Annotated in this window: 22 protein-coding genes and 1 pseudogene; 8 read left to right on the forward strand and 15 right to left on the reverse strand. The window is 71.8% G+C overall.

The features are described from left to right. A pseudogene (locus tag AC07CM_RS48240) lies at positions 1-310 on the reverse strand (MFS transporter); the annotation flags it as partial. Positions 311-373: 63 nt separating this feature from the next. Between AC07CM_RS48240 and AC07CM_RS48245 the strand changes: the two are divergent. Then, a complete protein-coding gene (locus AC07CM_RS48245) occupies positions 374-1,354 on the forward strand; it encodes a LysR family transcriptional regulator (RefSeq protein ID WP_478882943.1) in 981 nt (326 codons plus the stop codon). A 53-nt stretch (positions 1,355-1,407) separates the two neighbouring features. On the opposite strand, the gene AC07CM_RS48250 is transcribed toward AC07CM_RS48245, so the two are convergent. Next, positions 1,408-2,172 carry a dienelactone hydrolase family protein gene (locus tag AC07CM_RS48250; protein ID WP_478882944.1) on the reverse strand — a complete coding sequence of 255 codons (765 nt, stop codon included), beginning with the start codon at positions 2,170-2,172 and terminating at the stop codon, positions 1,408-1,410. A 122-nt stretch (positions 2,173-2,294) separates the two neighbouring features. Here AC07CM_RS48250 and AC07CM_RS48255 point away from each other — a divergent pair, with 122 nt between their 5' ends. Both AC07CM_RS48255 and AC07CM_RS48260 read left to right on the forward strand, forming a co-directional pair. After that, the gene (locus AC07CM_RS48255) at positions 2,295-3,470 is read left to right on the forward strand and encodes an adenosine deaminase (protein WP_478882945.1); all 1,176 of its coding nucleotides are present in this window, start codon (positions 2,295-2,297) and stop codon (positions 3,468-3,470) included. 152 nt (positions 3,471-3,622) lie between these two features. Next, a complete protein-coding gene (locus tag AC07CM_RS48260) occupies positions 3,623-3,985 on the forward strand; it encodes an ATP-binding protein (protein WP_478882946.1) in 363 nt (120 codons plus the stop codon). A gap of 77 nt (positions 3,986-4,062) precedes the next feature. Here the strand turns inward: AC07CM_RS48260 and AC07CM_RS48265 are convergent, their stop codons facing one another. From AC07CM_RS48265 to afsQ1, 5 genes are all read right to left on the reverse strand, one after another. Next, positions 4,063-4,266, reverse strand: a complete 204-nt coding sequence (locus AC07CM_RS48265) for a PspC domain-containing protein (RefSeq protein WP_478882947.1) — start codon at positions 4,264-4,266, stop codon at positions 4,063-4,065. A gap of 93 nt (positions 4,267-4,359) precedes the next feature. Beyond that, a complete protein-coding gene (locus AC07CM_RS48270; RefSeq protein ID WP_478882948.1) occupies positions 4,360-4,920 on the reverse strand; it encodes a VanZ family protein in 561 nt (186 codons plus the stop codon). Positions 4,921-5,060: 140 nt separating this feature from the next. Further along, positions 5,061-5,672, reverse strand: coding sequence for a hypothetical protein (locus AC07CM_RS48275; RefSeq protein WP_478882949.1), 612 nt, complete (start codon positions 5,670-5,672; stop codon positions 5,061-5,063). After that, positions 5,669-7,270: an ATP-binding protein gene (locus tag AC07CM_RS48280; protein WP_478882950.1), complete on the reverse strand. Its 1,602-nt coding sequence runs from the start codon at positions 7,268-7,270 to the stop codon at positions 5,669-5,671. Before AC07CM_RS48280 ends, AC07CM_RS48275 begins: the two co-directional genes overlap by 4 nt. Further along, positions 7,267-7,944 (reverse strand): two-component system response regulator AfsQ1, encoded by a 678-nt coding sequence (afsQ1, locus tag AC07CM_RS48285; protein WP_478882951.1) that lies wholly within the window; start codon positions 7,942-7,944, stop codon positions 7,267-7,269. The genes AC07CM_RS48280 and afsQ1 overlap by 4 nt, the downstream gene beginning before the upstream one ends. 230 nt (positions 7,945-8,174) lie before the next feature. Between afsQ1 and AC07CM_RS48290 the strand changes: the two genes are divergently transcribed. After that, on the forward strand, positions 8,175-8,921 hold the full coding sequence (locus AC07CM_RS48290) for a SigE family RNA polymerase sigma factor (RefSeq protein WP_478882952.1): 747 nt from the start codon (positions 8,175-8,177) through the stop codon (positions 8,919-8,921). A 188-nt stretch (positions 8,922-9,109) separates the two neighbouring features. On the opposite strand, the gene AC07CM_RS48295 is transcribed toward AC07CM_RS48290, so the two are convergent. Then, the gene (locus tag AC07CM_RS48295; RefSeq protein WP_478882963.1) at positions 9,110-9,712 is read right to left on the reverse strand and encodes a uridine kinase family protein; all 603 of its coding nucleotides are present in this window, start codon (positions 9,710-9,712) and stop codon (positions 9,110-9,112) included. Positions 9,713-9,872: 160 nt separating this feature from the next. Here AC07CM_RS48295 and AC07CM_RS48300 point away from each other — a divergent pair, with 160 nt between their 5' ends. Next, positions 9,873-10,298 carry a hypothetical protein gene (locus tag AC07CM_RS48300; protein ID WP_478882953.1) on the forward strand — a complete coding sequence of 142 codons (426 nt, stop codon included), beginning with the start codon at positions 9,873-9,875 and terminating at the stop codon, positions 10,296-10,298. A gap of 76 nt (positions 10,299-10,374) precedes the next feature. Here AC07CM_RS48300 and AC07CM_RS48305 read toward each other — a convergent pair whose 3' ends face one another. Genes AC07CM_RS48305 through deoC form a run of 3 tightly spaced genes read right to left on the reverse strand, consistent with a single transcriptional unit; the run spans position 10,375 to position 13,656 of the window. Further along, positions 10,375-11,265 carry an aldehyde dehydrogenase family protein gene (locus AC07CM_RS48305; protein WP_478882954.1) on the reverse strand — a complete coding sequence of 297 codons (891 nt, stop codon included), beginning with the start codon at positions 11,263-11,265 and terminating at the stop codon, positions 10,375-10,377. Next, positions 11,258-12,694: an aldehyde dehydrogenase family protein gene (locus AC07CM_RS48310; protein WP_478882955.1), complete on the reverse strand. Its 1,437-nt coding sequence runs from the start codon at positions 12,692-12,694 to the stop codon at positions 11,258-11,260. The genes AC07CM_RS48305 and AC07CM_RS48310 overlap by 8 nt, the downstream gene beginning before the upstream one ends. 5 nt (positions 12,695-12,699) lie before the next feature. Beyond that, positions 12,700-13,656: a deoxyribose-phosphate aldolase gene (deoC, locus tag AC07CM_RS48315; RefSeq protein ID WP_478882964.1), complete on the reverse strand. Its 957-nt coding sequence runs from the start codon at positions 13,654-13,656 to the stop codon at positions 12,700-12,702. Positions 13,657-13,790: 134 nt separating this feature from the next. Here deoC and AC07CM_RS48320 point away from each other — a divergent pair, with 134 nt between their 5' ends. Further along, a complete protein-coding gene (locus AC07CM_RS48320) occupies positions 13,791-14,474 on the forward strand; it encodes a PH domain-containing protein (RefSeq protein ID WP_478882956.1) in 684 nt (227 codons plus the stop codon). 130 nt (positions 14,475-14,604) lie between these two features. Here the strand turns inward: AC07CM_RS48320 and AC07CM_RS48325 are convergent, their stop codons facing one another. The 4 genes from AC07CM_RS48325 to AC07CM_RS48340 all read right to left on the reverse strand — a co-directional run bounded on the left by AC07CM_RS48325 (position 14,605) and on the right by AC07CM_RS48340 (position 18,082). Continuing rightward, the gene (locus AC07CM_RS48325) at positions 14,605-16,236 is read right to left on the reverse strand and encodes a phospho-sugar mutase (protein ID WP_478882957.1); all 1,632 of its coding nucleotides are present in this window, start codon (positions 16,234-16,236) and stop codon (positions 14,605-14,607) included. 147 nt (positions 16,237-16,383) lie between these two features. After that, positions 16,384-17,208, reverse strand: coding sequence for a purine-nucleoside phosphorylase (locus tag AC07CM_RS48330; protein ID WP_478882958.1), 825 nt, complete (start codon positions 17,206-17,208; stop codon positions 16,384-16,386). A 108-nt stretch (positions 17,209-17,316) separates the two neighbouring features. Continuing rightward, positions 17,317-17,595 (reverse strand): type II toxin-antitoxin system RelE family toxin, encoded by a 279-nt coding sequence (locus AC07CM_RS48335; protein ID WP_478882959.1) that lies wholly within the window; start codon positions 17,593-17,595, stop codon positions 17,317-17,319. A 49-nt stretch (positions 17,596-17,644) separates the two neighbouring features. Next, the gene (locus AC07CM_RS48340; protein ID WP_478882960.1) at positions 17,645-18,082 is read right to left on the reverse strand and encodes a gamma-glutamylcyclotransferase family protein; all 438 of its coding nucleotides are present in this window, start codon (positions 18,080-18,082) and stop codon (positions 17,645-17,647) included. Positions 18,083-18,178: 96 nt separating this feature from the next. Here AC07CM_RS48340 and AC07CM_RS48345 point away from each other — a divergent pair, with 96 nt between their 5' ends. Both AC07CM_RS48345 and AC07CM_RS48350 read left to right on the forward strand, forming a co-directional pair. After that, on the forward strand, positions 18,179-19,627 hold the full coding sequence (locus tag AC07CM_RS48345) for an NAD(P)H-quinone dehydrogenase (RefSeq protein WP_478882961.1): 1,449 nt from the start codon (positions 18,179-18,181) through the stop codon (positions 19,625-19,627). Between the two features lie 186 nt (positions 19,628-19,813). Further along, complete coding sequence (locus AC07CM_RS48350; RefSeq protein ID WP_478882962.1) at positions 19,814-20,737, forward strand: DeoR/GlpR family DNA-binding transcription regulator; 924 nt, start codon at positions 19,814-19,816, stop codon at positions 20,735-20,737. The last annotated feature ends 280 nt before the right edge of the window (positions 20,738-21,017 follow it).

Genomic DNA, 21,017 nt, shown 5'->3' on the forward strand with positions numbered 1-21,017 from the left:
TCACGCTGCGGCGGCCGAAGCGCTCGGACAGGGCGCTCATCGGCAGCACGAACAGCGCCAGACCGCCGGTCGCGGCCGCCACCGTCCAGCTCGCCTCGCTCGCCGCGACCCCGAACTCCCCGGAGATCAACGGCAGCAGGGCCTGGGTGGAGTAGAGGAGGGCGAAGGTCGCGACTCCGGCGAGGAAGAGGGCGAAGCTCATCCGGCGGTAGCCGGGGCCGCCCGGAGTCAGCCGGGAGTCGGAGTCGGAGGGACGGACGGTCGGTGCGGCGCCCACGCTGGTGGACGCCCCGGTACTGGCGGGAGACATGCCTCGAAGCTATGTACAGCTCCGCTCATCCGTCCAATGCATGGATTCGACATAATCGTTCCCATGGTGCATCAGCAAAGCTCACAGGCTCGACTGTCACCGTCCAGTGACACAGAAGACATGGCCGAGATGGCTGAGATGGCTGAGATGTCGAGGTTGCTCGCGCCCCGGCTCGCCTACTTCGCCGGCGTCGCCCGCACCGAGCACGTCACGCGGGCCGCCCTGGAGATGAGGGTCCCTCAGTCCACCCTGTCCCGCGCGATGGCCCGGCTGGAGCAGGACCTGGGCGTCGACCTCTTCGCCCGCCACGGCCGCACGGTCTCGCTGACCACCGCCGGGCGCACCTTCCTCGCCTCCGTCGAACGCGCCCTCGCCGAGGTGGAGCGGGCCGTCGAGGAGGTCCGTGCCGACGCCGACCCGGCCACCGGCAAGGTCGCCTTCGGCTTCCTGCACACCATGGGTGCCGAGACGGTGCCCGGCCTGCTGCACGCCTTCCGTGCCGACCACCCGCGCATCCGCTTCAGCCTCGTCCAGAACTACGGCGAGGCGATGCTGGAGCGGCTGCGGGCGGGAGAGCTGGACCTCTGCCTGACCTCCCCGGTCCCCGACGCCCCGGACCTGGTCGCCCGCCGGCTGGACGAGCAGAAGCTGCGTCTCGTCGTCCCGGCCGACCACACGCTGGCCGGCCGCCGCCGCATCCGTCTCGCCGAGGCGTCCGACGAGACCTTCGTGACCCTGGAACCCGGGTACGGCCTGCGGCGGATCACCGACGACCTGTGCCGCGAGGCGGGCTTCAAGCCGCGCATCGCCTTCGAGGGTGAGGAGGCGGAGACCCTGCGGGGCCTGGTGGCGGCGGGCCTGGGGGTGGCCCTGCTGCCTCCGCCGACGGTCCCGCGCCCGGGCGTGGTGGAACTGACGGTCACGGCTCCCAGGGCGGCGAGGGAGATCGGCGTGGCCTGGCTGGCGGACCGTCCGGACACGCCACCCGTGGCCGCCTTCAAGAAGTTCCTGCTGTCCAGGAGGGGGAGTCTGCTGCCCACCTAGAACGCGGTGAACCGCGGGGCCGGCCGCGACGCACCCGTGCCCCGAACGCGACCTCAGCCTCTGCGGAGCGACCGGCCGAACCCGGCGGCCAGCGGCATCCGCAGACCGATGGGCGGCGGAGCGGCGAGCGCGTCCTCCACCGGCCGGGACACCGGACAGCCGAACAACGCCCCCATCACGAAGTCCACGGCGAGACAGAGCACTTCGTCCCGGTGCTGGTGCAGCGCGTGGCCGTCGGAGTGGACTTCGAACCGGCACACGTCCCGGTTCACCTTCTTCGCCCGCGCCGCCAGCCGGAACGACAGCTCCGGGTCGGTCCGTTCGTCGTTCGTGCCGTGCACGAGCAGCACCCGCCGCCCCACCAGCTGTTTCACCGGCTCGGCGGGCGCGGCCACGTCCTCCTCGGGCAGCCAGGGAGCCAGCGCCACGACCGAGTTCACCGCCTCGTGCCCGCCTGCCCGCAGCGCCGCCCGCCCGCCCATGTCGAGACCGACCAGACACACGGGGACGTCCCCGTAGCGTCGTACGACCTCGTCCGCGGCCCACTCCGCGTCCGCCGCCAGATGCGCCTCGCTGCCGTTCCAGCCGCGGTAGCGGTAGTGGACGGTATGGACAGCCAGTCCCTCCGCCCGGCCGGCGCGGGCGAACCTGCGGCCGAGGGAGCGTACGAGGGTCGCCGCCCGGACGAGGGACGGCCGGCGGCCGGAGACCTCCTCGCCGCCGGGGAGCAGCAGCACCGCCCCGCTCACCGCCGTCGGCTCCGGGCCGACTGCCCTTCCCAGCCCGGCCGTTCGGACCGGCGTCGCTTGCTGTCCCATGACAGAACAGTGTCAGAAGGCGCGGTGTACGAAACCCGTCAGTGCGGTCACCGTTACGTATCGACGGAAAAGTAAAGGTCGTCCAGCAGGCCTTCTACGCGCGTAGGCGTTAGAGTGCGGAAATGACGAGCCAGACTGCACCGACTGGGACCGTCCCGACGCACGTCCCGACGCCGGACCAGATCCGCCGGGCGCCCAAGGTTCTGCTGCACGATCACCTCGACGGCGGGCTCCGCCCCGGCACCGTCGTCGAACTCGCCCAGGAGTCCGGGTACTCCCACCTCCCCGAGACGGACCCCGACAAGCTGGGCATCTGGTTCCGCGAGGCCGCCGACTCAGGCTCGCTGGAACGGTATCTGGAGACCTTCTCGCACACCGTCGGCGTCATGCAGAACCGGGAGGCGCTCGTCCGGGTCGCCCGGGAGTGCGCCGAGGACCTCGCCGAGGACGGGGTCGTCTACGCGGAGGTGCGGTACGCGCCCGAGCAGCACCTGGAGGGCGGGCTCGGCCTCGAAGAGGTCGTCGAGGCGGTCAACGAGGGCTTCCGGCAGGGGGAGCGGCTCGCCCGGGAGAACGGCAGGCGCATCCGGGTCGGCGCCCTGCTGACCGCGATGCGGCACGCGGCCCGCGCCCTGGAGATCGCCGAACTCGCCAACCGCCACCGGGACCTCGGCGTGGTCGGCTTCGACATCGCCGGCGCCGAGGCCGGCTACCCGCCCACCCGGCACCTGGACGCCTTCGAGTACCTCAAGCGCGAGAACAACCACTTCACCATCCACGCCGGCGAGGCCTTCGGGCTGCCGTCCATCTGGCAGGCGCTGCAGTGGTGCGGCGCCGACCGGCTCGGGCACGGGGTGCGGATCATCGACGACATCGAGGTGCGCGAGGACGGCTCGGTGCGGCTCGGGCGGCTGGCGTCGTACGTCCGGGACAAGCGCATCCCGTTGGAGCTGTGCCCCAGCTCCAACCTGCAGACCGGGGCCGCCCCCTCCTACGCCGAGCATCCGATCGGGCTGCTGCGGCGACTGCATTTCCGGGCGACGGTCAACACGGACAACCGCTTGATGTCGAACACCAGCATGAGCCGGGAATTCGAGCATCTCGTCGACGCGTTCGGTTACACACTCGACGACCTGCAGTGGTTCTCCGTCAATGCGATGAAATCGGCGTTCATTCCTTTCGATGAACGACTCGCTATGATCAATGACGTGATCAAGCCCGGATATGCGGAACTGAAATCCGAATGGCTGTTCCGGGAGACCGCCTCCACCAGCGGGTCTTCCGGCTCGGAGGGGTAGGGGCGACCTGCGGGGCGGCATGAAATGCGGACGGGCTTTCACAAGCCGTCCGCATTTCGGTGTTTGCGGCGGGTGGTCCGGCGTGTTTACGGTCGTGGACTGTTCGATCGTTTGTGATCTTCTGTCTCCCCGTATTCAAGGACGCATCCACCATGAAGCAGTCTGCTGCCAAGACCCTCGGTGTCGCCGCCCTCGGCGCCGCTTTCGCCGCCGTAGGCGCGGGCGCGGCCAACGCGGCCCCGGCCGTCCCGGACGCGACAGGGGCCGGCCGGGCCCTGGACACCGTGACCGGGACGCTGCCGGCCGGGAACGTCGCCCAGGCGCTGCCGGGGGCCGGCCAGGCGCTCGCCCCGGGGCAGGGTGCCGTCGGTGCCGGGGCCTTCGCCGCGCAGCCGGTCGTCGAACAGTTCGTCGCCCACGGCCCGACCGCGCCGGTCGCCGTGCTGCTCGGCGGGCTGCCGCTGACGGCCCTGCCCACGCACGGCATGCCGGTGAACGGCATCCCGCTCGGCTGACACCCGCCGTGCGCACGACGCCGCTGGGGCGCCCGGGAGCTGTCCGGGTGCACCCCAGCGGCGTTCGCGTGCGCGGCCTACCAGGCGGCCGTCCCGGCCTTGTCCTCCGCCGGCAGCAGGATCCAGAGCGCTATGTAGAGCAGGAACTGCGGGCCGGGCAGCAGGCAGGACAGCAGGAAGATCACCCGCATCGTCGTCGCGGAGGTGCCGAAGCGCCGTGCCAGCGCTGCGCACACGCCGCCGATCATGCGGCCATGGGTGGGGCGGGCAAGGCTGGACATCCGCGACTCCTCGGTGAGCGTGGGGCGAGGCCTCCCGGTCGGCTGCCTCATCTGTGTTCCACGATACGGAGACGAACAGGACGAAGCGTCGCTCTACGGGGCGATCCCGACCCTGGGAATCGTCGGGGTACGACCCTGAGGGAGGTCCTCCTGAACGGTGACCTTCCCGGCCTCGCGGGGGCCCTGCTCAGCCCGCCGCCGCAGCCAGGCCCGGCCCGCCGGCACCACGGCCAGGTGGGCGACGGCCACACCCACGGTGTTCAGCAGCAGCGAGTCGACGTCCACGACCCTGCCCGGCACACCGGTCTGCAGCAGGGCGATGCCCAGCGAGATCAGGGCGCCCGTGGCCGCCGTGCGGATCAGGGAGGGGAGCGGGGAGGCGGCGAGCCTGCCGTGGGCCATCGGCAGCAGCACACCCAGCGGCGCGAGCAGGGCGAGCCCCTCACCGAGCCGTCTGGCGGCCTCCGGCCAGCCCAGCGCCAGGTCGGCCCGGATGCCGGCCAGCGGGCGCAGGTTGGCGGGCATCACCCAGGGCACGTCCAGGGGCCGCAGCATCAGCCAGGCGACGAGCCCGAGATGGGCGACGAGGAGGACACCCCCCGTCACACGGATGCGGATCGCGGCGCTGCCGCCGATGGAGCCTTGACGCTGCACGCCCCCCTAGACGCACCCGTGTGTACGAACGGTTCCGCATCCGTCACGCGAATGCACATGAGGCGTCGGCCACACCCGCTCGCGGGCGGCCTGCCCCGCGGCGGTCCGGCCGCGGCGTCCCGCGGGAACGGCCGGGCCCCTCAGACCGGCTCGACGTCGCTGGTCGGCGGCTGGGCCCTGCCCGGGCGGCTGCGGACGTCGTCGGTGCACTGGTAGCGGCGCAGGGGGCTGGTGCCCGGGCCGCCCAGGATCACCGAGCCGTCGCCCTCCGTCGCCGCCGAGTCGGACAGCGTGCACACGAGCTGGGCGAGGGCGTAGGGGGTGAGCCGGTCCGGTGCGGTGCTCAGCCGCAGCGCGTCCTCCGGGTCCTTCGGGCCCGGACCCGAGGCGCTCAGACCGCCCGGCACGTACGTCGTGTAGCCCGCCGCCCGCTCCGCCGCCGCCGGGGCCGCGGCCAGCTCGTCCAGCAGGCCCTGCGCCACGATCACCCGGCGCCGCGCGTCCGGCGTGCCCTCCGGCACCCGCACGCTCCGGTCGACGGCCACCAGGGACGAGCCGCACAGCAGGAACACCTGCACGGGCACCCCGTGCGAGGACTGCGTGGAGACGCCGGGCCCGGACAGCGAGCACGGCACGCGGGAGGGCGCCGCGCCGAAGTCCGTCGGCACCTCCGTGGGCCGGATTCCGCACCCGGTGAGCAGCGCGGCGAGGAGGGGTGCCGCCAGCAGGCGTCGTACGGTCCCCGCGTTCATGACCCCTCCTTTCCACGAATCCGGGACCCGTTGTCCCTGCCGCCCTCGTCGCCCTCGTCGTTCTCCTCGGTCAGCCGCGAGGCGTCCCGCGGCAGCCGGAGCGTGAACACCGCGCCCCCGTCGGGCGAGTTGGCGGCGGTGATCTCACCGCCGTGGATGTGGGCGTTCTCCAGGGCGATGGACAGACCCAGACCGCTGCCCTCCGAGCGCGGCCGGGAGGCGCTGGCCTTGTAGAAGCGGTCGAAGACGTGCGGCAGGACGTCCTCGGGGATGCCGGGCCCGTGGTCGCGCACCGCGATGACCAGGTCCGCGCCCTCTTCATCGTCCATGCGCACCGACACCCGCACCGGCGAGCCGCCGTGCTTGAGCGCGTTGCCGATCAGGTTGGCCAGTATGACGTCCAGGCGGCGCGGGTCGAGCCGGGCGTGGACGCCGCGGTCGGCGTCCAGTTCGACGGCGTCCAGCCAGGCGCGGGCGTCGATGCAGGCGGTGATCTGGTCGGCGATGTCGACGTCGTCCAGGACCAGGCGTGCGGTGCCCGCGTCGAAGCGGGTGACCTCCATCAGGTTCTCGACCAGGTCGTTCAGCCGCCGGGTCTCGCTGACCACCAGCCGTACGGCGGGCTCGATCATCGGGTCGATGCCCCCGGACTCGGACTCCAGCTCCTCCTCCAGCACCTCCGTGACGGCGGTGATGGCGGTCAGCGGCGTCCGCAGCTCGTGCGACATGTCGGCGACGAACCGGCGCGAGGCGTCGTCCCGGGCGGCCATGTCCGCCACCCGTTTCTCCAGTGCCTCGGCCGCGTTGTTGAACGTCCGCGACAGGTCGGCGAGTTCGTCCGTGCCCGAGACCCGCAGCCGGGTGTCCAGCTGGCCCTCGCCGAGGCTCCGGGCGGCCACCCCGAGCCGGTGCACCGGCTTCAGCACGGTCGTGGCGGCGGCCTGCGCGAGCAGCGCCGAGCCGATCAGCGCGAGTCCCGTGGCGATCCCCAGGGACCAGGCCAGCGAGTTGAGGTCCTTGGCCTCCGGCTCCAGCGACTTCGCCATGTAGCCCGTCGGACCGCCGCCGATCAGTCTCGTACCGGCCACCAGAAACGGCGTGCCGTGCTCGTCGACCCGCTGCCAGTACAGGTGGTACGGCGACTTGTTGCCGTCGGTCACCTTCTGCTTCTTGTTCACCGCGGCCCGCAGCGACTTGGGCACGTCCTCGAGCGAGAACCCGTTGATGCCGCCCGAGTTGCCGTACACCGTCTCGCCGTTCGGGTCCTCGGCGACCAGCAGCACGCCGAACCGCTGACTGCTGCCGGCCATCTGGCCCGCCACCCGCTGCAGTTCGTCCTGCGTGGGGTGCACGGGCAGTGCACCGGCACGGTTCTGCATCTCCTGCTGGAAGTCGCGCAGCACCGAGTCCTGGGCGCGCGTGAGCACGGCCTCCCGGTTCAGCCAGTAGGCGATGCCCGACGCCGACACCGCGGCGGTGAGCGCGACCAGGCCGAAGACGACGACCAGCCGCAGCCTGAGGCTGGTGAACCGCAGCCGCGACAGACTTCCCTTGCGCCCCGCGGCCCAGCCGCGCAGCCCACCTTGCGTATCGGTCACTGAGGAACGTCCAGGCGGTAGCCGACACCACGGACGGTACGGATCAGGGTCGGGGACGAGGGCACGTCCTCCACCTTGGCGCGCAGCCGCTGGACGCAGGCGTCCACCAGGCGCGAGTCGCCCAGGTAGTCGTGCTCCCACACCAGCCGCAGCAACTGCTGCCGGGACAGCGCCTGGCCGGGCCGGCGGCTCAGCTCCAGCAGCAGCCTCAGCTCGGTCGGCGTCAGCTGGAGGTCCTCGCCGTTCTTGGTCACGGTCATCGCGGAGCGGTCGATGATCACGTTGCCGAAGGTCGCCGAGTCGCTGGACTCGCGCTCCCCGCGCCGCAGCACGGCGCGGATCCGGGCGTCCAGCACCCGGCCCTGGACCGGTTTCACCACGTAGTCGTCGGCTCCGGACTCGAGCCCCACGACCACGTCGATGTCATCACTGCGGGCGGTCAGCAGGATGATCGGCAACTGGTCGGTGCGCCGGATGCGCCGGCACACCTCGAATCCGTCGATGCCGGGCAGCATCACGTCCAGCACGATCAGATCCGGCCGCTGTTCGCGCAGCAGCTTCAGACCGTCCTCACCGCTGGCAGCGGTGGCCACCCGGTGTCCCTGGCGCGTCAGGGAGAGCTCCAGGGCCGTGCGGATGGCGTCGTCGTCCTCGATCAGCAACAGGGAAGGCACGGGCACATTCTGGCCCATGGACGGGCTCTCGTACGACCTGCCGACACCATGCCGTCCCTACCGCCACCACCTGTGCGCGCTCTGTGACGGCCCTGGGCCGTACCCCTGTGACAGGTCTGTGACAGTCGGCGGACACGTCCATGAAGGTCGATCGGCAAGCTTTTCGGCACAGGCAAGGAAGCAACACCGAGCAGACCGAAACACCGGAAGTCCACGACGGGGAGCGCGAGATGAACACGCTGCACAGCATCAGCACCAGCGCAGTGGTCACGCGTCTGCACGACGTGCACCGGGGTTCCGAGAAGTCCGGTGCCGTGAGCGGGCGGGGGTGCGCTCGCGGTACCGGGCGTCAGCACACCGGTTACATGACGGTGGTTGACGCGTACACGGGGGAGCCCGCGGCGGTGGCCGGGGGATCCGCGTACAGGGAGGACTCGGGGGAGCGCCGTTCGCTGTCGGAGGCGGAGTTCACCGCCTACGTCCAGGAGCGCCGCGCCTCCCTGTACGCCACGGCCTACCACCTGACCGGCGACCGCTTCGAGGCCGAGGACCTGCTGCAGAGCGCGCTGTTCTCGACGTACCGGGCGTGGGAACGGATCAGCGACAAGGCGGCGGTCGGCGGCTACCTGCGCCGCACCATGACGAACCTGCACATCAGCGCCTGGCGGCGCCGCAAGCTCAACGAGTACCCGACCGAGGAACTGCCGGAGACGCCCGGCGAGACGGACGCGATGCGCGGCACCGAGCTGCGCGCGGTCCTGTGGCAGGCGCTGGCCCGGCTGCCCGAACTCCAGCGGACGATGCTGGTCCTGCGCTACTACGAGGGCCGCACGGACCCGGAGATCGCGGAGATCCTCGACATCAGTGTCGGCACGGTGAAGTCCAGCATCTGGCGGTCGCTCCGCCGGCTGCGCGAGGACGAGGTCCTCAGCTTCGGCCGTGACGAGGAGAACGCCTTCGGCGAACTGGTCGCCTGAAGGTTCGGGGGGAGCAACGGGGGAGACCCTGGGACCGCTGGGGGGGCGGATCCCAAGGGCCGCACGGGGGAGACACGGGGGACCACTGGGGGGTGGATCCCACGGGGGAAACACGGGGGAGTACGGGGAGCGGGACTGGGAGGGCCGGGGGGTCCGTCCAGTCCCGTTTCGCGTTTTCCGTACGTCCGTTACGCCACGGTCCGCTGGCGCGTCTGCCGTCCCACCGCTGCCGCCGCGAGCCGGCCCAGTGCCTCGTCGCGGTCGCAGGGGTGGGCGCCGAGGGAGACCTGGCGGGCCACGATCGACCGCTCCGCGCGCATCAGCCGCCAGCCGCGGCGCAGCAGGAACGGCACCGACTTGCGGCCCTCCCTGAGGTCGCGCAGGAAACGCCGGCGGAAGGTCGTCACCGGGCCGCGGGCCAGGCACAGGGCGTCCGCCAGGAGCCCCCGTTCGCGGCAGCGCTCCACGATCTCCGCGGCGAAGATGCCCTCCGCGATGAACAGCGGGGTGCGCCCGATGTGCAGCGTCTCCTCGCCGGTACGGGCGCTCAGCGCGATGTCGTACACCGGCACCGGTGTCGATCCCGTGGCGCAGAGGCGGGCGATGGCCTCGAGCGCGACGTCCGCGTCCCACGACTCCGGGTGGTCCCAGTCGATGTCCGAACTGCCGTCCACGAGCGGCAGGGTCGGGTCGTCGCCCTCCTTGTAGAAGTCGTCGAGGCGCAGCACGGGCAGCCCGGAACGGGCGGCGACGAGGGACTTGCCCGAACCCGAGGGGCCGCACAGCAGCACGACACGGGCGGGGGACGGGGGATGAAGGCTCACGGAACACCAGTTTGACGCATGGTGAGGCCCCTGCCGACCCCGCGGGTCGGCTTTTGAGCGTGAGTCTCACCTCAACTACCCTACGTGTCGACATCATTACCCCGCGCACCAGAAGGCGGCACCAGCGATGGCCCGACACACTTCATCCCAGCACCGCGGCGCGCAGCGCGCCCTGATCGCCCTCGCCGGCGCCGGAGTGGCTCTGGGGGCGGGCGCTGTGGCGGCGCACGCGGACGCGGCCCGCCTGCCCGTGGAGGTGCCGTCGCGGCCCACCTCGCTCGGCAACATCGAGCCCGAGGCGGGCCTCGCGGCCCTCACCGGCACGACCGGCTACGTCACCGGCCCGGTGACGGAGCTGAAGCCCAACCCGCTCGCCGGTACCGGCGTCGACCCGCTCGACAACGGCGTCGGCACCCAGCTCGCCGACTTCAAGCCGGTCAGCTCGCAGGCCGTGACCAGGCCGGTCGCCGAGGCGGAGTCGCTCGGCGCGGTCCCGGTGCTGGGGCAGGTGGCCGGGCTGCTGGGCGGCGGTTCGGGCGCCTCGCAGGGCTGAACACCGACGGACACGAGGAGAGCCGCGCCGCCCCCGGACGGAGGGGTGGCGCGGCTCTCGTTCTGGGGAGCCCGGCTCAGTAGGAGGAACCGGACGCGCCCAGCGACCCCGTCGGGTGCCAGACCGTCTTGGTCTCCAGGAACGCCGTCAGGCGGTCGATGCCGGGCGTCTCGAAGTAATCCACAGGCTGTGGACGAAGGACGCGCTTGAGGTTGTCCGCCGCCGCGATCTCCAGTTCCTTCGCCAGCACCTCGTCGGCGCCCGCGAGGTCGATCGCGTTGACGTCCTGGTGCGCGGCCAGGGGGGCCGCGATCTCCGCCGTACGGCCGGACAGGACGTTGACCACACCACCGGGGACGTCGGAGGTGGCCAGCACCTCGCCCAGGGACAGGGCGGGCAGCGGGGCCCTCTCGGAGGCGACGACGACCGCCGTGTTGCCGGTGGCGATCACCGGGGCGAGAACCGACACCAGGCCCAGGAAGGACGACTCCTGCGGGGCCACGACGGCGACGACGCCGGTCGGCTCCGGGGAGGAGAGGTTGAAGAACGGGCCCGCGACCGGGTTGGCGCCGCCGACCACCTGGGCGATCTTGTCGGTCCAGCCCGCGTACCAGACCCAGCGGTCGATCGTGGCGTCCACGACCGCGGCCGCCTTGGACTTGGACAGGCCCTCCGCGTCGGCCACTTCGCGTGCGAACTGCTCGCGGCGGCCCTCCAGCATCTCCGCGACGCGGTACAGGACCTGGCCGCGGTTGTAGGCGGTCGCGCCGGCCCAGCCGCCGAACGCCTTGCGCGCGGCGACCACCGCGTCACGGGCGTCCTTGCGGGAGGACTGGGGAGCGTTGGCCAGCCACTTGCCCTTGGAGTCCGCCACCTCGTACACCCGGCCGCTCTCGGAACGCGGGAACTTGCCGCCCACGTACAGCTTGTAGGTCTTGAAGACGGAAAGCCGCTGCTCATCAGACATCGAGGTACGCCTCCAGGCCGTGGCGGCCGCCCTCGCGGCCGAAGCCCGACTCCTTGTAACCGCCGAACGGCGAGGTCGGGTCGAACTTGTTGAACGTGTTGGACCAGACGACACCGGCGCGCAGCTTGTTCGCGACGGCCAGGATGCGGGAGCCCTTCTCGGTCCAGATGCCCGCCGACAGGCCGTACTGCGTGTTGTTGGCCTTGGCGACCGCCTCGTCGGGAGTACGGAAGGTGAGGACCGACAGCACCGGGCCGAAGATCTCGTCGCGGGCGATGGTGTGGGCCTGGGTGACGTTCGTGAACAGCGTCGGGGCGAACCAGTAGCCGCTCTCCGGGAGTTCGCACGCGGGCGACCAGCGCTCGGCGCCCTCCGCCTCGCCCCGCTCGGCCAGCGCGGTGATCCGGGCCAGCTGCTCGGCGGAGTTGATCGCGCCGATGTCGGTGTTCTTGTCCAGCGGGTCGCCGAGGCGCAGGGTCGACAGACGGCGCTTGAGGGAGTCCAGCAGCTCGTCCTGGATCGACTCCTGGACCAGCAGGCGGGAACCGGCGCAGCAGACCTGTCCCTGGTTGAAGAAGATGCCGGTGACGATGCCCTCGACGGCCTGGTCGATCGGGGCGTCGTCGAAGACGATGTTGGCGCCCTTGCCGCCCAGTTCGAGGGTGAGCTTCTTGCGGGTGCCGGCGACGGTCCGCGCGATCTCCTTGCCGACGGCCGTGGAGCCGGTGAACGCGACCTTGTTCACGTCCGGGTGCGCGACCAGCGCGGCGCCCGCGTCGCCGTATCCGGGAAGGATGTTGACGACGCCCTTGGGCAGGCCCGCCTGGCGGCAGATGTCCGCGAAGAACAGCGCGGAGAGCGGGGTGGTCTCGGCGGGCTTGAGGACGACCGTGTTGCCGGTCGCGAGGGCCGGGGCGATCTTCCATGCCAGCATCAGCAGCGGGAAGTTCCAGGGGATGACCTGGCCGGCCACGCCCAGCGGACGCGGGTTCGCGCCGAAACCGGCGTGGTCGAGCTTGTCCGCCCAGCCCGCGTAGTAGAAGAAGTGCGCGGCGACCAGCGGGAGGTCCGCGTCGCGGGTCTCCTTGATCGGCTTGCCGTTGTCCAGCGTCTCCAGGACCGCCAGCTCACGGCTGCGCTCCTGGACGATGCGGGCGATGCGGAACAGGTACTTCGCGCGCTCGGAGCCGGGCAGCGCGGACCACTTCCCGAACGCCTTGCGGGCGGCCTGCACCGCGCGGTCGACGTCCGCCTCGCCCGCCTGGGCGACCTCGGAGAGGACCTCCTCGGTGGAGGGGCTGACCGTCTTGAAGACCTTGCCGTCGGCCGCCTCGGCGAACTCGCCGTCGATGAACAGACCGTAGGAGGGGGCGATGTCGACGACCGAACGGGACTCGGGCGCCGGTGCGTATTCGAATACGGAAGCCATGGTGATCAGTCCACCGTCACGTAGTCGGGGCCGGAGTAGCGGCCGGTGGCCAGCTTCTGACGCTGCATCAGCAAGTCGTTCAGGAGCGAGGAGGCGCCGAAGCGGAACCAGTGGTTGTCCAGCCAGTCCGCGCCGACGGTCTCGTTGACCAGGACCAGGAACTTGATCGCGTCCTTGGTGGTGCGGATGCCGCCGGCGGGCTTCACGCCGACCTGGACGCCGGTCTGGGCGCGGAAGTCGCGCACCGCCTCCAGCATCAGCAGGGTGTTGGCGGGGGTGGCGTTGACCGCGACCTTGCCGGTGGACGTCTTGATGAAGTCCGCGCCCGCCAGCATGCCCAGCCAGCTCGCCCGGCGGATGTTGTCGTACGTCGACAGCTCGCCGGTCTCGAAGATGACCTTCAGGCGGGAGCTCGTTCCGCAGGCCTCCTTCACCGCGACGATCTCGTCGTACACCTTCAGGTAGTGGCCCGCGAGGAACGCGCCCCGGTCGATGACCATGTCGATCTCGTCGGCACCCGCGGCGACGGCGTCGCGCACGTCGGCCAGCTTCACGTCGAGAGCGGCACGGCCGGCCGGGAAGGCGGTGGCGACCGAGGCGACCTTCACGCCCGAGCCGGCGACGGCCGCCTTGGCGGTGGCCACCATGTCGGGATAGACGCACACCGCGGCCGTGGCCGGGGTCGTCCGATCCGTCGGGTCGGGGTGGACCGCTTTGGCGCCGAGCGCCCGGATCTTGCCCGGGGTGTCCGCGCCTTCCAGCGTCGTCAGGTCGACCATCGAGATGGCGAGGTCGATGGCGTACGCCTTCGCGGTGGTCTTGATGGAACGGGTGCCGAGAGACGCGGCGCGCGCCTCCAGGCCGACCGCGTCGACGCCGGGCAGCCCGTGGAGGAAGCGGCGCAGCGTGCTGTCGGACGCGGTGACGTCTGAGAGCCTGTGTGCTGGGGCATGGGTGGGCATGGTCACCGGACGAGCATATCTACGCGCGTAGCGAATGTATAGCCCAGGAGCACGGTTCATCGGCGGACCCGGGGTGGGCCTTGTGGCGCCGGGCGGTCGGCCGCACTCCTCGGGCGTGGGGCAGAATCGGGACCATGACGACCCCGGACCACCAGTCACCCGCGCCGCAGCCTCCGGCGTCCACCGCCAAGGACCTGATCTACCGCTCGCCCCTGGCGCTGGTGGCCGGTGTGCTGCTGCTCGTGCTCGTCGGCTGGCTGGGCTTCGACGCGCTGGTCGGCGGCCACGGGCGCACCCCCTGGTACGCGCTCGCCGGGCTGATCCTGGTCGTCCCACTGGTGATCGCCTTCACCCTGCGCCCGGCCGTCTTCTCGGGCGAGGACCGGCTGCGGGTGCGCAATCCGTTCCGGCTGATCACCCTGCCCTGGGGCGAGGTCGCCTCCGTGCGCTCCGGCTACACCAACGAGGTCATCGCCAATTCCGGCACCAAGTACCAGCTGTGGGCCGTCCCCGTCTCCCTGCGCGCCCGCAAGAAGGCGGCGCGCCGGCAGACCCGCGCGGAGCGCGCCGCCCAGCGCGGCGGCGGGGCCGGCGGCCTGGGGCTCGGCGCGTTCGGCGGCATCGGGGGCGTCGGCGGTCACGAGGGCCCGTCCCGCGCCGAGAGCGACCAGATCATCGAGGATCTGCGCCAGACCCTGGAGCGGCGCGGCAAGGCCCCGTCGGCGCAGGGAGAGGTCACCGTGCGCTGGGCGTACGAGGTGATCGCGCCCGCGGTGGCCGGGGCAGTCCTGCTGGCCGTTCTGCTGGCGACGGGCTGAGACCCGAGCGGCCCGGCGCCCGGCCCGCTCACGATCGCACCCCGGGCCGCGGTGGCCCCGTTCCCGCCGTAGGACCCGTAGCGGGCCCACGGCGTGGGGGTTGCCCCTGAGCACCCCCACAGGGCGTCTGTCAGATGCCGGCGGCCGCGGACAGGTCCCGCTTGACGGCCGTGAGCAGCTCGGCGGCGCGCTGGTGGGCGGCCGGCAGATCGGCGTGCGCGGCGACCGGCACGACGACCTCCAGGTAGCACTTCAGCTTGGGCTCGGTGCCGCTGGGGCGGACGATGACCCGGGCGCCGTCGAGGGTGTAGCGCAGGCCGTCGGTGGGCGGAAGCGTGTCCGTGCCCCGGGTGAGGTCCTCGGCCCGGGTGATGGACAGGCCGGCCAGCTCGGTCGGGGGCTGCTCGCGCAGTCGGCGCATCGCGTCCGAGATGACGGAGAGGTCCTGGACGCGGACCGACAGCTGGTCGGTGGCGTGCAGGCCGTGCTCCACGGCCAGGTCGTCGAGGAGGTCGAGCAGGGTGCGGCCCTGCTCCTTGAGCCCGGAGGCCAGCTCGGTGATCAGGAGGGCGGCGGTGATGCCGTCCTTGTCCCGCACGCCCTCGGGGTCCACGCAGTAGCCGAGGGCCTCCTCGTAGCCGTAGCGCAGGCCGTCCACGCGGGCGATCCACTTGAAGCCGGTGAGGGTCTCCTCGTACGGCAGTCCGGCCTTCTCGGCGATACGGCCGAGCAAGGAGGAGGAGACGATCGACTCCGCGAAGGTGCCGGTGGCCCCGCGGCGGACCAGGTGGGCGGCGAGCAGCGCGCCGACCTCGTCGCCGCGCAGCATGCGCCAGTCGGCGCCGTCCTTGACGGCCACGGCGCAGCGGTCGGCGTCGGGGTCGTTGGCGATCACGAGGTCCGGGTCGGTGGCGCGGGCCCGCGCGAACGCCAGGTCCATCGCGCCCGGCTCCTCCGGGTTCGGGAACGCGACCGTCGGGAAGTCGGGGTCCGGGTCGGCCTGCTCGGCCACCAGCACCGGCTCGGGGAAGCCGGCACGGGCGAAGGCGGCCAGCAGGACGTCCCTGCCGACGCCGTGCATGGCCGTGTAGACCGTGCGGGCGGTACGCGGGGAGCCGGCGGCCAGGACGGCGTCCGTACGGGCCAGATAGGCGTCCAGGACCGCGTCGTCGAGGGTCTCCCAGCCGGCGTCCGGGCGGGGCACGTCGTGCAGCGAGGCGATCGCGTCGATCTCGGCGGCGATCTCTGCGTCGGCGGGCGGGACGATCTGGGAGCCGTCGCCGAGGTAGACCTTGTAGCCGTTGTCGCGGGGCGGGTTGTGGCTCGCGGTGACCTCCACGCCGGCCACCGCGCCCAGGTGCCTTATGGCGAAGGCCAGGACGGGCGTGGGCAGGGGGCGGGGGAGTACGGCCGCACGCAGCCCGGCGCCGGTCATGACGGCGGCGGTGTCCCGGGCGAAGTCGGCGGACTTGTGGCGGGCGTCGTAGCCGATGACGACGACTCCGTCGGTCTGGCCCTTGTTCTTCAGGTACGCGGCGAGGCCGGCGGCGGCACGGATGACGACACCGCGGTTCATGCGCATCGGGCCGGCGCCGAGTTCGCCGCGCAGGCCCGCCGTGCCGAACTGGAGGGTGCCGCTGAAGCGGGCGGAGAGTTCGGCGACGTCCCCGGCCTCGATCAGCTTGGCCAGTTCGTCACGGGTCTCCGGGTCCGGGTCCTCGGCGAGCCATGCCTCGGCCTTGGCGATCAGATCGTCGTGCACCTTGGGATCAACCTCTCCTGTGTTTGCCTGGTCCCCTGGGGGCCCAGGACCCCGGACCCTCGTTCGCCCACCCGTCCACCGGACTCGGTGGGCCGAGAGGCGGGCGGGTGGGATCGCGCTCAGCGCCGCGACAGCCCTTGCGGTCGCTTACAGCCTGCCCAGCACCCGGGCCAGCAGCTGGCCCATCCGGGCCGCCGAGTCGCGGCCGGCCTGGAGGACCTCCTCGTGGTTGAGGGGCTCGCCGGTCATCCCCGCCGCGAGGTTGGTGACCAGGGAGATGCCGAGGACCTCGGCGCCGGCCTCGCGGGCGGCGATCGCCTCGAGGACCGTGGACATGCCGACCAGGTCCGCGCCGATGACGCGGGCCATCCGGATCTCGGCCGGGGTCTCGTAGTGCGGGCCGGGGAACTGCGCGTAGACGCCCTCCTCCAGGGTGGCGTCGATCTCCTTGCACAGCGCGCGCAGACGCGGCGAGTACAGGTCCGTCAGGTCGACGAAGTTGGCGCCGACGATCGGGGACGTGGCCGTCAGGTTGATGTGGTCGCTGATCAGCACCGGCTGACCGGGGCGCATGCCCTCGCGCAGGCCGCCGCAGCCGTTGGTCAGCACGACGGTCTTGCAGCCCGCCGCCACGGCCGTACGGACGCCGTGCGCGACCGCCGCCACCCCGCGGCCCTCGTAGTAATGCGTGCGGCCCAGGAAGACCAGGGCGCGCTTGTCACCGAAGGAGTACGAGCGGACCTTGCCGCCGTGCCCCGCGACCGCCGGCGGCGGGAAGCCGGGCAGCTCGGTGACCTGGAACTCGGCGTCGGGTGCGCCCAGGGCGTCGACGGCCGGAGCCCAGCCGGAGCCCATCACGAGAGCGACGTCGTGGGTCTCGGCGCCGGTGAGTTCGCGCAGGCGCGCGGCGGCGGCGTCGGCGGCGGCGTAGGGGTCGCCCTGGATGTCGTCCGGAAGAAGAGATGCGTTCACGCCGATGAGGGTAGCCGGTCTTCGCCTACGCGCGTAGATGACTGAGCCCACGGGTTGGCGATCGTTGTCTTGTCGTTTCCAACGAACGGCGCGGCCGGGCCGGGCCGCTCACTCGTCGGTGACGAGGACGTCCTTGTCGTTGAAGACCTCCACGATGAAGATCAGCAGGCGGCCGCGGCTGACGGTGTACTCCACGAGGATGTTCTGCGTGAGGCGGATCGTCCGGTCGTCGCCGGTGGAACCTATGGGGCGCGACACCGACAGGAACGGGTCGCGGGCGAGCAGTGAGATGCCCTTGTCGAACGCAGCGCGCTGCCGGTCGTCGAGCCGGTCACGGGCCTCGGCGGCCTGCACCGTGTAATAGACGTCATACGTGGTGGGGGCCATGCCATCTCCCGTCAGTGCGCCGTTTCCCCAGTCTAGGAGCCGGTGCCCGTCAGCAGGGACGCTTGCGCAGCTCCATCACGTAATCGTGTGGCGCTCCGGCGGACTCGGCGGCGTCCGCGATCTCGCCCAGGTAACGGGCGGACGGCAGACCGCCCTCGTAGGCGTTGAGGACGTAGGCCCACGCCGCCTCCTCGCCGTCCAGGGTGTGCACACGCACCCGCACCCGCCGGTAGATGCCGAGGCCGACGCCCTCCCACCGGTCAAGGGACTCCTCGTCCATGGGCGCGATGTCGTACAGACCGACGAAGACCTGGTCCCCGGGCTCCTCGACGATCGTCGCCAGCGCGCCCTCCCAGCCCAGCTGCTCGCCGCCGAAGGTCAGCCGCCAGCCGTTCAGCCAGCCGATGGCGCGCAGCGGGGAGTGCGGGGCGCGGCGGGACATCAGCCGCGCGTCGAGGTTGCCGGCGTACGCGGCATAGAGCGACATGGGGAGAGGGTACGGCAGGCGAAACAGCCGTCCCTCGCGCCCCGGGGGCGGTCCTGGTGCGCCCCCGGGCAGTAGCACCTTGAGGCGTGCGGGACAATGGGGTACGTGACTCGGATCGTGATCATCGGTGGCGGACCCGGCGGATACGAAGCGGCCCTGGTGGCCGCCCAACTCGGCGCGGAGGTGACCGTCGTCGACTGCGACGGTCTGGGCGGAGCGTCGGTGCTGACCGACTGCGTGCCGTCGAAGACCCTTATCGCCACGGCCGAGGTGATGACCACCTTCGACTCCTCCTACGAGGAGCTGGGGATCATCGTCGCCGACGACACCCCGCCGCTGGAGCAGGCGGCCCGGGTGGTCGGGGTGGACCTGGGGAAGGTCAACCGACGGGTGAAGCGGCTCGCGCTCGCGCAGTCGCACGACATCACCGCCTCGGTCACCCGCGCCGGCGCCCGGGTCATGCGCGGCCGCGGCCGGCTGGACGGCATGCAGTCCCTCGACGGCTCCCGCAAGGTCGTCGTCACCGCCGCCGACGGCACCGAGGAGACCCTCACCGCCGACGCCGTGCTCATCGCCACCGGCGGTCACCCGCGCGAGCTGCCCGACGCACAGCCCGACGGCGAGCGCATCCTCAACTGGACCCAGGTCTACGACCTCACCGAGCTGCCGGAAGAGCTGATCGTGGTCGGGTCCGGTGTCACCGGTGCCGAGTTCGCCGGCGCCTACCAGGCCCTGGGGTCCAAGGTCACGCTCGTCTCGTCCCGCGACCGCGTGCTGCCGGGCGAGGACCCGGACGCCGCGGCCGTGCTGGAGGACGTCTTCCGCCGCCGCGGCATGAACGTCATGGCCCGCTCCCGCGCGCAGTCCGCCAAGCGCGTCGGCGACCGGGTCGAGGTGACGCTGGCCGACGGGCGCGTCATCTCCGGCTCGCACTGCCTCATGGCCGTCGGCGCCATCCCGAACAGCGCCGGGCTGGGCCTGGAGGAGGCCGGCGTCAAGCTGCGCGAGTCCGGCCACATCTGGACCGACAAGGTCTCGCGCACGACCGCGCCGGGTGTGTACGCGGCCGGCGACGTGACCGGTGTCTTCGCGCTCGCCTCGGTGGCGGCGATGCAGGGACGTATCGCCATGTACCACTTCCTCGGCGACGCGGTGGCCCCGCTGAACCTCAAGACCGTCTCCTCGAACGTCTTCACCGATCCCGAGATCGCCACCGTCGGCTACAGCCAGGCGGACGTGGACGCGGGCAAGATCGACGCCCGGGTCGTGAAGCTGCCCCTGCTGCGCAACCCGCGCGCCAAGATGCAGGGCATCCGGGACGGCTTCGTGAAGATCTTCTGCCGGCCGGGCACGGGCATCGTCGTGGGCGGTGTCGTGGTGGCGCCGCGCGCCTCGGAACTCGTCCACCCCATCTCGATCGCCGTCGACAACAATCTGACGGTCGAGCAGATCGCGAACGCCTTCACGGTGTACCCGTCCCTTTCGGGATCGATCGCGGAGGTGGCACGGCAGCTGCACACCCGCAAGGCGGGCGCCGAGGCCTGACCTCCTCGTACCCCCTCGTCAAGGGGGCGCGAACTTCCCGCTGGTCACGGGGAGTTGTCGAGCATGCGTACGGCATAGGCGGGAAGACTAGGCCTTATACCACCACCCGCCCTGCCGTGCGAACAACTTCTGCTATTCGGCGCAAACTGCTGAAAGCAGACGGTCGTTGGGGTTACTGTCAGTTTCGTGTTCGCTGCAGAACGTCGCCAATTGATCCTCGAAATGGTGCGAGCGAACGGGGCCGTGTCGCTCCGTGAACTCGCCCGCGTCGTCCAGACCTCCGAAGTGACCGTACGGCGGGACGTGCGCGCACTGGAGGCAGAAGGACTCCTAGACCGCCGGCACGGCGGTGCGGTACTGCCGGGCGGTTTCACGCGCGAGTCCGGCTTTCCGCAGAAGTCGCATCTCGCGACCGCCGAGAAGACGGCCATCGCCGATCTCGCCGCGGGCCTCGTCCAGGAGGGCGAGGCCATCGTGGTCGGGGCGGGTACGACCACGCAGGAGCTGGCCCGCCGGCTCGCGCGGGTGCCCGGGCTGACCGTCGTCACCAACTCCCTGCTGGTGGCCCAGGCGTTGGCCCATGCCAACCGGGTGGAAGTCGTGATGACCGGCGGCACCCTGCGCGGCTCCAACTACGCGCTCGTCGGCTCGGGCGCCGAGCAGTCCCTGCAGGGGCTGCGCGTGTCCAAGGCCTTCCTGTCCGGGAGCGGGCTCACCGCGGAGCGCGGCCTGTCCACGTCCAACATGCTCTCGGCGTCCGTCGACCGGGCGCTGGTGCAGGCCGCCGCCGAGGTCGTGGTCCTCGCCGACCACACCAAGCTGGGCACGGACACGATGTTCCAGACGGTGCCGACCGACGTCATCACCCGGCTGGTCACCGACGAGCCGCCCCCGCACGACGACCGCGCCGGCACGGAGCTGCAGGCCCTCGCGGACCAGGGGGTGCAGATCGCCGTGGCCGGGGCGAGCAGCCCTCCGGGGGGTGAGCAGGTCCCGGCACGGCGTCCGCTGCCGGGGCCACGGCGGGGGCAGGGCGGGCTGCGCGGGATGCTGGGCGAGCAGCCGGCAGGGGTCGAGCGGGGGCGCGTCGCTGATCTGCGGCGGCGTTAGCCGGGACGCCGGGTGGGCTTGGGACGCTTCCTGGCCCTGGGGCTTGTGCGGTCGGGAGGCTGCGGGTTCGCCGTGGTGGTGCGCAGTTCCGCGCGCCCCTGAGGTCGGCTGCCGCACAGGTCCGCACAAGGCGAACGCCCGGCAGACCGTTCGTCCACCGGGCGTCACACGGGTCCTTGGCGTCAGTCCTTGATCTCGCAGATCGCGGCGCCGGAGGTGACGGAGGCGCCGACCTCGAAGTTGAGGCCCTTGATGGTGCCCGCCTTGTGGGCGTTGAGGG

The organism is Streptomyces sp. NPDC044061, from assembly GCF_056434305.1.

Bases quoted from the DNA above. Each gene is read 5' to 3' on its own strand.
- AC07CM_RS48245 (WP_478882943.1), top strand. From the start codon at position 374: ATGGTGCATCAGCAAAGCTCACAGGCTCGACTGTCACCGTCCAGTGAC.
- AC07CM_RS48250 (WP_478882944.1), bottom strand. From the start codon at position 2,172: ATGGGACAGCAAGCGACGCCGGTCCGAACGGCCGGGCTGGGAAGGGCA.
- AC07CM_RS48255 (WP_478882945.1), top strand. From the start codon at position 2,295: ATGACGAGCCAGACTGCACCGACTGGGACCGTCCCGACGCACGTCCCG.
- AC07CM_RS48260 (WP_478882946.1), top strand. From the start codon at position 3,623: ATGAAGCAGTCTGCTGCCAAGACCCTCGGTGTCGCCGCCCTCGGCGCC.
- AC07CM_RS48265 (WP_478882947.1), bottom strand. From the start codon at position 4,266: ATGTCCAGCCTTGCCCGCCCCACCCATGGCCGCATGATCGGCGGCGTG.
- AC07CM_RS48275 (WP_478882949.1), bottom strand. From the start codon at position 5,672: ATGAACGCGGGGACCGTACGACGCCTGCTGGCGGCACCCCTCCTCGCC.
- AC07CM_RS48290 (WP_478882952.1), top strand. From the start codon at position 8,175: ATGAACACGCTGCACAGCATCAGCACCAGCGCAGTGGTCACGCGTCTG.
- AC07CM_RS48300 (WP_478882953.1), top strand. From the start codon at position 9,873: ATGGCCCGACACACTTCATCCCAGCACCGCGGCGCGCAGCGCGCCCTG.
- AC07CM_RS48305 (WP_478882954.1), bottom strand. From the start codon at position 11,265: ATGTCTGATGAGCAGCGGCTTTCCGTCTTCAAGACCTACAAGCTGTAC.
- AC07CM_RS48310 (WP_478882955.1), bottom strand. From the start codon at position 12,694: ATGGCTTCCGTATTCGAATACGCACCGGCGCCCGAGTCCCGTTCGGTC.
- deoC (WP_478882964.1), bottom strand. From the start codon at position 13,656: ATGCCCACCCATGCCCCAGCACACAGGCTCTCAGACGTCACCGCGTCC.
- AC07CM_RS48320 (WP_478882956.1), top strand. From the start codon at position 13,791: ATGACGACCCCGGACCACCAGTCACCCGCGCCGCAGCCTCCGGCGTCC.
- AC07CM_RS48335 (WP_478882959.1), bottom strand. From the start codon at position 17,595: ATGGCCCCCACCACGTATGACGTCTATTACACGGTGCAGGCCGCCGAG.
- AC07CM_RS48340 (WP_478882960.1), bottom strand. From the start codon at position 18,082: ATGTCGCTCTATGCCGCGTACGCCGGCAACCTCGACGCGCGGCTGATG.
- AC07CM_RS48345 (WP_478882961.1), top strand. From the start codon at position 18,179: ATGGGGTACGTGACTCGGATCGTGATCATCGGTGGCGGACCCGGCGGA.